Annotated in this window: 10 protein-coding genes; 6 read left to right on the plus strand and 4 right to left on the minus strand. The window is 57.7% G+C overall.

Annotated elements, in window-relative coordinates; translation table 11 throughout:
• The first annotated feature begins 362 nt into the window (after nucleotides 1-362).
• The 3 genes from G454_RS0114005 to G454_RS0114015 all read left to right on the plus strand — a co-directional run bounded on the left by G454_RS0114005 (nucleotide 363) and on the right by G454_RS0114015 (nucleotide 2,462).
• Complete coding sequence (locus tag G454_RS0114005) at nucleotides 363-1,598, plus strand: IS110 family RNA-guided transposase (protein WP_027716921.1); 1,236 nt, start codon at nucleotides 363-365, stop codon at nucleotides 1,596-1,598.
• A 223-nt stretch (nucleotides 1,599-1,821) separates the two neighbouring features.
• Nucleotides 1,822-2,181 (plus strand): type II toxin-antitoxin system RelE/ParE family toxin, encoded by a 360-nt coding sequence (locus G454_RS0114010; RefSeq protein ID WP_027719100.1) that lies wholly within the window; start codon nucleotides 1,822-1,824, stop codon nucleotides 2,179-2,181.
• A complete protein-coding gene (locus G454_RS0114015; RefSeq protein ID WP_027719101.1) occupies nucleotides 2,178-2,462 on the plus strand; it encodes a helix-turn-helix domain-containing protein in 285 nt (94 codons plus the stop codon). Before G454_RS0114010 ends, G454_RS0114015 begins: the two co-directional genes overlap by 4 nt.
• A 154-nt stretch (nucleotides 2,463-2,616) precedes the next feature.
• Here G454_RS0114015 and G454_RS0114020 read toward each other — a convergent pair whose 3' ends face one another.
• Entirely contained in the window at nucleotides 2,617-3,417 is an 801-nt protein-coding gene (locus tag G454_RS0114020) for a hypothetical protein (protein ID WP_156896824.1), read from the minus strand.
• Between the two features lie 819 nt (nucleotides 3,418-4,236).
• On the opposite strand from G454_RS0114020, the gene G454_RS0114025 reads away from it, so the two are divergent.
• Nucleotides 4,237-5,169: a hypothetical protein gene (locus G454_RS0114025; RefSeq protein WP_027719103.1), complete on the plus strand. Its 933-nt coding sequence runs from the start codon at nucleotides 4,237-4,239 to the stop codon at nucleotides 5,167-5,169.
• Between the two features lie 265 nt (nucleotides 5,170-5,434).
• On the opposite strand, the gene G454_RS0114030 is transcribed toward G454_RS0114025, so the two are convergent.
• Both G454_RS0114030 and G454_RS0114035 read right to left on the minus strand, forming a co-directional pair.
• A complete protein-coding gene (locus tag G454_RS0114030) occupies nucleotides 5,435-5,830 on the minus strand; it encodes a hypothetical protein (protein WP_027719104.1) in 396 nt (131 codons plus the stop codon).
• On the minus strand, nucleotides 5,830-6,723 hold the full coding sequence (locus G454_RS0114035; RefSeq protein ID WP_084413524.1) for a tyrosine-type recombinase/integrase: 894 nt from the start codon (nucleotides 6,721-6,723) through the stop codon (nucleotides 5,830-5,832). The genes G454_RS0114030 and G454_RS0114035 overlap by 1 nt, the downstream gene beginning before the upstream one ends.
• A 221-nt stretch (nucleotides 6,724-6,944) precedes the next feature.
• Between G454_RS0114035 and G454_RS21585 the strand changes: the two genes are divergently transcribed.
• Both G454_RS21585 and G454_RS22930 read left to right on the plus strand, forming a co-directional pair.
• Complete coding sequence (locus G454_RS21585; protein ID WP_156896825.1) at nucleotides 6,945-7,268, plus strand: hypothetical protein; 324 nt, start codon at nucleotides 6,945-6,947, stop codon at nucleotides 7,266-7,268.
• A 46-nt stretch (nucleotides 7,269-7,314) separates the two neighbouring features.
• On the plus strand, nucleotides 7,315-7,569 hold the full coding sequence (locus G454_RS22930) for an AbrB/MazE/SpoVT family DNA-binding domain-containing protein (protein WP_035107979.1): 255 nt from the start codon (nucleotides 7,315-7,317) through the stop codon (nucleotides 7,567-7,569).
• A 167-nt stretch (nucleotides 7,570-7,736) separates the two neighbouring features.
• Here G454_RS22930 and G454_RS0114050 read toward each other — a convergent pair.
• Nucleotides 7,737-8,745: S-layer homology domain-containing protein (locus tag G454_RS0114050; RefSeq protein ID WP_027719107.1), on the minus strand; the 1,009-nt coding region annotated here is incomplete at its 5' end.

An 8,745-nucleotide genomic window follows, 5' to 3' on the forward strand; every position in this document is an offset into this window, starting at 1 on the left:
TTCACCTCCTCGTATAATTTAGTCCGAAGGTTATCAATAACCCCAGCCAGGAATTCTTAAAGGGTTCTTGATAACCTGGTGTGCCTCTGCGAAGATCAACATAGGTTGGTCCGGGGTCACTCTAAGCACCTCCTGTAGCCCGGTTAAACCCGGTGACTACTTAGGAAAGAGTGAGACCCATGCGGTGCGGCGCATATTTCTTACGCGTGAGCTGAGCCAGCAGTTCACTTGGCCCCTGGGCTCAGCAGACCAGGGGTGCACCCCCAAGTGTACTGTCAAGCTCTCATCGCCCCGCGAGGTTGTTACGCGCCGCACCCGCAGGGCACACCCCTAATCTGGGCCAACCCAAGGAGGGATAACCCTTGGCCCAGGCCATCTTCGCAGGCATTGACATCAGTGCCCTTAAGTGTGACTTGGTATGCCTCGATGAGCAAGGGCACCAGCTCGCTCCTGCTAAGTCTTTCCCTAACGACCTTGAGGGCGCTTCTACTTTGGTTGAAGTGCTGGATGCCCTCGCACGTAAGTTCAACATCCAGCAACTTCATATCGGGTTAGAGGCCACTTCGGTCTACGGCGTCCACCTCCGCGAGTTCCTCCTGGACGCCACCCAGCTTATGCCATACTCTACCAGGGTCTATGAAATAAACCCTGTTATGGTAGCCGGTTTTAAAAAGGCTTTCGGCTCAAAACGCCCTAAAACAGATGCTCTCGATGCTTACATCATTGCGGAACGAGTGCGCTTCGGGCACCTCACACCCTACAGCCGCGAAGCCACGGTTACCGAACCCTTACGCCAGCTTACCCGCCTCCGCCTCCACCTGGTAGAGATGGTGACGGCTGAGAAAAACCGGGCCCTAAACCTTCTCTTCCTCAAGTTCTCTAACTACCGTAAGGACAAACCCTTTAACCATACTTTCAGCAAGGCTTCCCTAGCAGTTCTGCAGGAGTTTACACCAGACGAACTGCTTGAAATGCCACTGGAAGAATTGGCAGAATTCATCCAGGCCCACAGTAACAACAAACTGGTCTCACCAGAGGAGGTGGCTAAGGCCCTAAAACAGGCAGCTAACCGTGCTTACCGGCTTAACCCCAAAATGCTTGAAGCTTGCGAGGTGGCCCTTTCCCTTACCCTGCAGAATATCGACCACCTCAAAAAGCAGCTCAAGCAGCTGGATAAGGTTATTTGCCGGGAACTAAACGCTATTCCTCAGACCCTGACCAGCGTAAAGGGCTTTGGCCCCGTCTCAGCTGCCGGCATCATCGCCGAAATCAGCGACATCAAGCGCTTTAAAGACCAAGCTGCCCTGGCTCAATATGCAGGCCTTACCTGGACCCGCTACCAATCAGGAGATTTTGAGGCCGAAGAACGCCGCCTGACTAAAAGTGGCAACCGCTACTTGCGCTATTACCTGGTCCAGGCTGCTAACTCGTTGCGGGTGCACAACGAGGAGTATAAGGCCTACTACCAGCGCAAATACCACGAGGTTACCAAGCACCAGCATAAACGGGCGCTGGTCTTGACTGCCCGCAAACTGGTAAGACTGGTCTTTGCGCTGCTGAGCAAAGGCCAAATCTACAAGGGGACGGTGGTGAATTAACACCCTTAGACAAGACCTTTCTCACACTCCTTTTGCCAACTGTTACCAGATGGTTGGGAGTAGGGTAATTATTGTCTTCTTTAATCCGTGCTTCTCTAAATCCCATTTTCTGGTCCTTGACATCTTACCGTGAGTCTTTTGCAGCCTTGACAAAAAACCGTTCGGGGGCCAGGTATGGGGCAGAACCCTTGAAAACATAACACATATGTTATAAACTTAAACTATGCGGGAAATAATTTTCTACGAAACCCCTTCGGGCAGGCACCCAGTTGCCGACTACGTTTCCAGTCTTCAGGTCAAGGCACAGGCTAAGGTGGCTCGCGCGCTGGATCTCTTGCAGGAATTTGGTCCTGCGATAGGGCAACCTCACGTGAAGCGCTTGGAGGGAACGGGCGGGCTTTACGAACTGCGGGTGCCGTTTGGGGGGCAGGCGCACCGCCTGCTGTTCTTCCTGGATGGCAGCGACATTGTCTTGGTCCACGGCTTCACGAAGAAGAGCGATAAGATCCCGCGAAAGGAGATTCAGACCGCGGCTTTGCGGATGAAAGACTACTTCCAGCGAAAAGGGAGGAGCAAAGGATGAACTGGCGCGAACTGAAGGCGCAGTTACTGAAAAATCCGGAGTTCAAAGAAGAATACGACGCCCTGGAGCCGGAGTACCGGCTGCTCAGGGCGGTGATACAGCGCCGCATAGAGAAGGGCCTGACCCAGGAGGAGTTGGCCCGCAGAGTGGGCACCAGGCAGGCCGCCATTGCCAGGTTCGAGAGCGGGCGGGCCAACCCGACCATAGGCTTTCTGAAAAAAGTGGCCGCGGCGCTGGATGCCGACCTTGAAGTGGAATTGCGACCGAGAGAACTGCGGTAGGTTCCATTAGGATTGGGCGTCGCTGGGCGGTTTCAGTTGTGTCCCTGGTGGGCCAGCGCCAGCGTTGCCAGCGATGCGGGGTCGTTCACCTCCTCCGCTGGTTTCTAAAAATTAAAAACCCGGCCTTTTGCGGGCCGGGCGTGGTATACTGGGATTAGGATGCGAAGGTGGTGTTTATCTTTTCCCCAGCGCGGAGGTGTCCTGCAATGAGCATCTCCGCGCGCTTTCTCCCGCCGCGCTTGCCGTCGCCATTTACAAGATACCGGCTTTGATCCTCCTCGAACAGTTCCCGCACCTCCGCCGCCACGTCAACATCTTCGTTGATGCCGACCAGGGCCGGGGCGCTGGTGCTGGCGCTGGTGGCAATGGCGGGTGCGGCGGCGGTTGCGGCGTTGCGGGCGTTGCGCTGCCGGGCGGGCGACCGCAGCTCCGCTGTCATACGCAACGCGAACTCGTGTAATTCCCTTTGTTGTTCTCTGGGTAGATCTGGTGCTGGCGGCGGCAAGAAAAACAACAATTGTTGCCCGCGCTTGAGGCGTTTGATGTTTTTAAGGTACACCCTCGTCACTAGGGTAAGGTACATGGCGTCTGTGCCGAGGGCATACGCTAGCGCCTCTACCGCCGGGGCGCCACCGCGGGAGTAAGCGGTATGTAAGATCTGCAATCGCTGCTTGTCATTCAGCGCCAGCCTGTACATGCTGGCCATTTCAGTTAACTCAGAAGTTGTGAGCTGACCTTCCTGCCTGCGTAGGAGTTTTTCTCGCTCCTGGGCGATCAGGTCTCTCAAGTAATCCCTATAGCGTTTCTCTACCCATGTCGGTAATGGGTAGTCGCCCAAGTTTTTCTTAATACCCAACCTCCTTACAACTGAAACTGCATAATCATGTAACTTTTTACGGAGTGTGCGGTCTCTTGGCACGCTTACCGGGCGTCCTTTACCGTCCAAAACCTTCATTCCTTCACCTCCTCTATGTTTTCCGGCCGCTCTCCGCCGTGCCCTGTGAAGGCACGCCCCCGGCCCGCCGCGTGGAGGCGGCGGCCTTTCGGGCCGGATTGAACCCCTGGCGTTACCTGGGATTACGCCAGGGGAGTGGTTCTCGTCCTCGGAGTTGCCGGGGTCTTGCCCCACCCTTCTGCTCCCGTCCGCTAGCGGCTCCGGGCCGGCTAGGTACTGGGGCGAGGCCACAAAAGCCTCCCAGGGGCACCGCGGTGTCCGTGCCGGTAGCGGGCGAAGTCGAAGGCGCGGACGGTTTATTCCGTCCTGGCTGTAGTGCAATATGTTACGCTTGTGTCGGCCTGTCCTCTCATTCGGGAATGGAGAGTTAGCGCCGGGCCGCATACCCGTCGCAGGCCTAGCCAGCTAACCTTGCTGGCCGGGCACCCGTGCCCCCCTCTAGAGGGGGCTTTTTTGTTTCGCGGGCGGTGCGCTCCGCGCGGGTTTTTTTGCCGGTCCCGTCCGGCTGCGGGGCTGTCGCCTCCCCGCTAGGCGGGCGCCGTGACCTTCCCTCCCCCCGTGCCCCCTTCCGCCCCAGCACGCCGCACGTGCCCCACCCTGGACGTGCTGCGTGTCGAGGCTTCCGGCAGAGGTCGTTCCGGCCTGTCACGCCGTCCTCTCTTTCAGAGAGGGCCTTTCATTGTTCAGTGTTCTAGTAAGCTAGAACTATTTTAACACAAAAAATTTCTGTATGCAAGCAGGTTTAAGTTCTCCTTACGTAGAACATAATAGAAAGCGGAAAGCTAACCCAATTACTCGATTACCAAGGAGGGTAACGCTTTGCCCGTACCTGTTATGCTTGCAGTTGCTGCCGTGCGCGACGAGTTAAACATCTCCGTCCGCGATGCCGCACGCATGTTCGGTATTGCCCACAGCTTTCTCCAGCATACCGAAGAGTTCGAGTTCGTGCCCGATCCGTACTATATTTCAGAACATTCTGAAGAAAAACCCTTGTTCCCACTAAGCAAGGCCATTGAAGAGTTTTTTGTGTCCTCTCTTTCACGTCTTTCCGCACCGCTTTCCTGTGCCGTCAAAAACATTCTTGCCCGTCGCGTTGATTTCGCCCTTATAAACGACAGCGTTCTTCACGAACTCCTTTCGTCAGCTCTTTTAGCAAAAATTTTCGTAGTTCCGCCATATCCTTACATTTATGGCCCCCTTTTCTCTACACTGCTTGTACTCTTTTTTGAGCGCCGTGACGATACTGTGTACTTACGTGCCACTAATTGCGAAGTAACCGACTACTTTTTAAACTTCGTGATGGAGCGTTTTTGGTCGCCCAATGCTCTACGCCGCCGTAAAAGCGCGCGGCGTTTAGGCTTTTACTACGTAAGCGGCGATAGTGATAGTAAATACCTCGGTCGTTTTCAGCAATGCCTTGATGAAAGGGAGATCTTCTTGCAGAGTTACGGTGCCGTCACCAAGAAACCCGTCCTTTCCCACCTTTTTCTTTCGTTGCTCCTCGATAGTGTGACCTTAGATTTTTCTTTCCGTACTGCGGAAAATTTTAGTGGTGAGGGAGAGAGAGTAAAATTGTCTGTGTCGGAAAGCCTTGGTTTTCTCTTCCCCGAAAACTGCCCTCTCTCGCCGGATTCCTCCGGGTGCTCGTGTCCCTCCCTCACCCTTCGTGCCCCCCACGGTCACAAAATAGTTTTTCGCTGGTTTCCTGAGATTGCGAGTGACTTTCACTGCATAAGAGTTTGCTCTTGTTAACAGCTATGTCCGCAATTAGTTGCGTAGTAGCGCAACTTCGCCGCTTTCTTTCGTGCGGCTTTGTTTTTTGCCGAAGCGCCGTAGACCGCCCGCGCTAATCCCCCTGTGGAGTTTACTCCCCGGGCCAAAGCTTCTAGCAATACTTGTTTGCGTTTTTTAAGCCTACGTTCCATAAGTCGCCTCCTCCTTTCACCTATGATAGGAGTCTTTCAAAAAAAGCCGAAAAACCCGCCAAAAAGGGCAGGCTTTTCGGCTTTCTTTTCCCTCACCGCCTTTTTCTTCCCGCCAGCATCGTCCCCGCAGCCATTCCCGCCCAACTCCCGGCGAAGGCAAGTCCCCAGGCCCAAGCCCAGCATGCGGGCCAGGCGGGTTCCAGGCCCGCGAACCAGGCCAGGGCGGGGGCCAGCAGGCCCCCGAGGGTGGGGGCCAGCACCAGCGCCGGGGCCTCCACCCTCCTGGCCACTTCTTCTGCCGCCACGCCCGCCGGGAAGCCGGCCAGGAGGAAGGAGGCGGCCAGGGTCAGCAGGAGCGCCGCCGCCCTCCTCTCGTCATCCGGGAGGGGCAGTCCCTGCCTCGCGTGCTCGTCCAGCACGAGCCACAGGCCGCCGCCGAAGCAGGCGAAGCCTGCGCTCAGCCCCGAGAAAAATGCCTCCGCCCTCATCACACTTCCCCCCTCTCCAGCGCCCTCTCCATGTCCGCCAGGCGCGGCCTGGTGTACACCGCGGTCGTGTCCAGGCGGGAGTGGCCCAGGACTTCTGCAACTGTAACGATGTCCGCCCCGGCGCGGAGCATGTTGTAGGCGCAGGTGTGCCTTAAGGTATGGGGGTGCAGGCCCGGTATCCTGGCCCGCCAGGCGTATTTCTTGACCACGCGCCAGGCCGCGCTGGCCGAAAGGTGGTCCCCTTCCCGGCCCGGAAACAACCATTCCCCGCCAGGGTGCTTGTCAAGCCAGGCGGCCAGGGCCTTCCTGGCCTCCGGAGGCAGGGGCACTTCGCGCCACTTACTGCCCTTGCCGCGGCGCACGGTCACTTTGCCCCGGCGCTCCGAAAGCTCCACGTCCGCCACCTTCAGGGCCACGGCTTCGGAAAGCCTCAGCCCGCAGGAAAGGAGCAGGCGCACCAGAGCAATGTCCCTGGTGTCGCCTTCTTTTTCCAGCTCCCGGAGCAACCTGTTCACTTCTGCCCTCTCCAGGGCCTGGGGGGCCTGCCTTACCTGCGGGATCGGCTTCGGGAAGTCGGGTACCCTCGGTGCCAGGCCCTCCCTGGCCGCCCACTTGAGCCAGGCCCGCAGGGCGTCCATCCTGCGGTTAATCGTGGCGGGCTTCAGGCCCTTCGTCGCTCGCATCCACTCCTGGTATTCGCGCAGGTCTACAGAAGTCACCCTTTCGGGCGACAACTCCTCTCCGGTAGTCTCCTCCCACCAGCGGGCGAAGCAGAGCAAGTCCCGGCGGTAGCCCGCAAATGTATGCCCGGAAGGAGTGACGTCTTTTAGGTGTTCCAGGTACCGGGCTATGGCGTCCGGGATTTTGGCCCCTCTCGACTTGCTTTGCGTCATTTTCACCTGCTAACGCCCCCTTTCTACCGGGCAATTATAGCACGTCCGGGCCTGAAAACGAAAAGCAGGGGGTATTGCTTTGCGGTGTTGCTTTGATTCCCGGGTAGAGCCACCGCACCCTCCCCGCAAGAAATAGCTACCTTCGGAGAAACGTACAGAACCATACCGCTACCAATACGCATGCTCCGAACCCACTAAAAACCCACACCAAACGCCTCTTCGTGCTTCCGGCCAAATCCACAGCATCACACATCGCCCACAATATGCCCGGCAAGGCCAAAGAGAAATACAAAACCATCTTAGGTGGGTCAAAAAGAAAACACGCCACGCTGGAAAAGATGACAAAGACCGCTACCACGGCCAGAATGTTCCAAAGGCGCTGCACATTTACTCCCCCCGAGTTTCTCGCCCGGCCGGATGCTAGTAAAGGTAAAGTGGGTATTGCTTCAATAACCAAAACCATGGCTATCAGTATAACCGGCAAAAAAAGTATCCAGCACTTCTGCCTAAGTGACGCGCCTTCTGTTCGGGCGTTAGAATTGTGAAGGAAGCAAGACTGGGTGAGAAAGCTAAAACGAGGTGACTCAGGTCGTGAACCCCATACGGATTCGCTCCAAGGGGCAGTTAACGCTCCCTCTTTCGATACGGAAGGCCATAGGGGTCGACGCAGGTGACTACCTCGTGTGTGAGGTCCAGGGGGACAGCGTGATCCTCCGCAAGGCACCCGTTTACCCCCGTTCCAGTTTCAATGACGGCATCTGGCGGCTCGCAGGCTCCGCAGAGGACAAAGAGGGCAGGAATGACGTTTCTACCGACAAGCACAAGTACCTGGGGGATAAGCCGTGAGGGTTCTGGTGGCGTATGGCCCCGCTTCTCCTTTGACTTGGCTTTCACCCAGCATGGGCGCACCCAGTGGCTGGCTCGTATTGCCTACAGAAAAGGGGGGCACGCTCTGTTCATGCCCCCCTCTTTGACTTAATTGGCTTAATTAGGTCCTCGCTGGTTTTGTGCCGTTAACTAATCTTCTCCAGCAGCCGCAGGATCATGGAGGCGGCTTCCGCCCGCGTCACGGGCTTGTCCGGCCTGAACGTCCTGTCCTCGTAGCCGGATACTATGCCTGCCTTCGCCGCCGTTTCAACCGCGTTCTTCGCCCACGCCGGAATGGCCGACGCGTCAGCAAAGGCCGGGGCCTGACCGCTCAGCGGCACCTTCTTGGCCTCCACCACGCGGCTGAGGATGGCCGCCAGCTCCACCCGCGTGATGGGGTTGGCCGCCTTAAAGGCCACACCGCCGTTCGCCGGGTAGCCCTTCAGCAGGCCCTCCCTGGCGCAGGCCGCCACGGAGCCGCGCACCCAAGCCGGGATCTCGCCTTTGTCCACGAAGGTCAGGGCCGATTCGTCCGCAGGCTCCAGTTTCAGCGCCCTCTGCAGGATGGAGGCCATTTCCGCCCGCGTGATGGTTTTGTCGGGCCTAAAAGTGCCGTCCTCGTAGCCCGAGATCACTCCCATGCCCGCCAGCTTGGCCACGGTGGCCTCAGCCCAGTGCCCGGCCATGTCCTTGAACCTGGGCTGCTCCACCGGCGGCTTCTGCTGTTCTTTAGCCGTGGTGAAGGAGAAGGTATAGTCGCCGGACAAGTTGTAACCCTCGTTGTCCTTCACCGCCTTGGCGGGAATGACCACGGTGTAGGTCGTGCCGTAGGCCAGCGCCGCTTTGGGCTTGATGTAGAGGGCGCTCCCGTCAATGCGCGCGGTCACTTCCACCGCATTGCCGGAGGCGTCTTTTAACGCGATCTTGGCAAAGTCATCGCCTGCCGAGACGCTCTCGCTGAACACTACCTTGATTTCTTTGTCCACAGGCACGCCGGTGGCTTTATCTGCCGGGTCGGTTGTGGAGACGTAGGGCCTCACCACTCCACCGCCGCCACCGCCACCGGAGCTGCCGCCGCCACCACCGGTGGAAGCAGTCACGATGTAGTCAAAGCTCACCTCATCGCTGGTGAGGTCGTCCTTCACCGCCACCGCC

Origin of the sequence: Desulfovirgula thermocuniculi DSM 16036 (assembly GCF_000429345.1) — a bacterium.
Classification (GTDB): Bacteria; Bacillota; Desulfotomaculia; order Desulfotomaculales; family Desulfovirgulaceae; genus Desulfovirgula; species Desulfovirgula thermocuniculi.

What these genes read in the sequence shown, in the direction of transcription:
- G454_RS0114015 (WP_027719101.1), top strand. Translation starts at nt 2,178, where the DNA reads ATGAACTGGCGCGAACTGAAGGCGCAGTTACTGAAAAATCCGGAGTTC.
- G454_RS0114035 (WP_084413524.1), bottom strand. Translation starts at nt 6,723, where the DNA reads ATGACGCAAAGCAAGTCGAGAGGGGCCAAAATCCCGGACGCCATAGCC.
- G454_RS0114010 (WP_027719100.1), top strand. Translation starts at nt 1,822, where the DNA reads ATGCGGGAAATAATTTTCTACGAAACCCCTTCGGGCAGGCACCCAGTT.
- G454_RS0114020 (WP_156896824.1), bottom strand. Translation starts at nt 3,417, where the DNA reads ATGAAGGTTTTGGACGGTAAAGGACGCCCGGTAAGCGTGCCAAGAGAC.
- G454_RS0114030 (WP_027719104.1), bottom strand. Translation starts at nt 5,830, where the DNA reads ATGAGGGCGGAGGCATTTTTCTCGGGGCTGAGCGCAGGCTTCGCCTGC.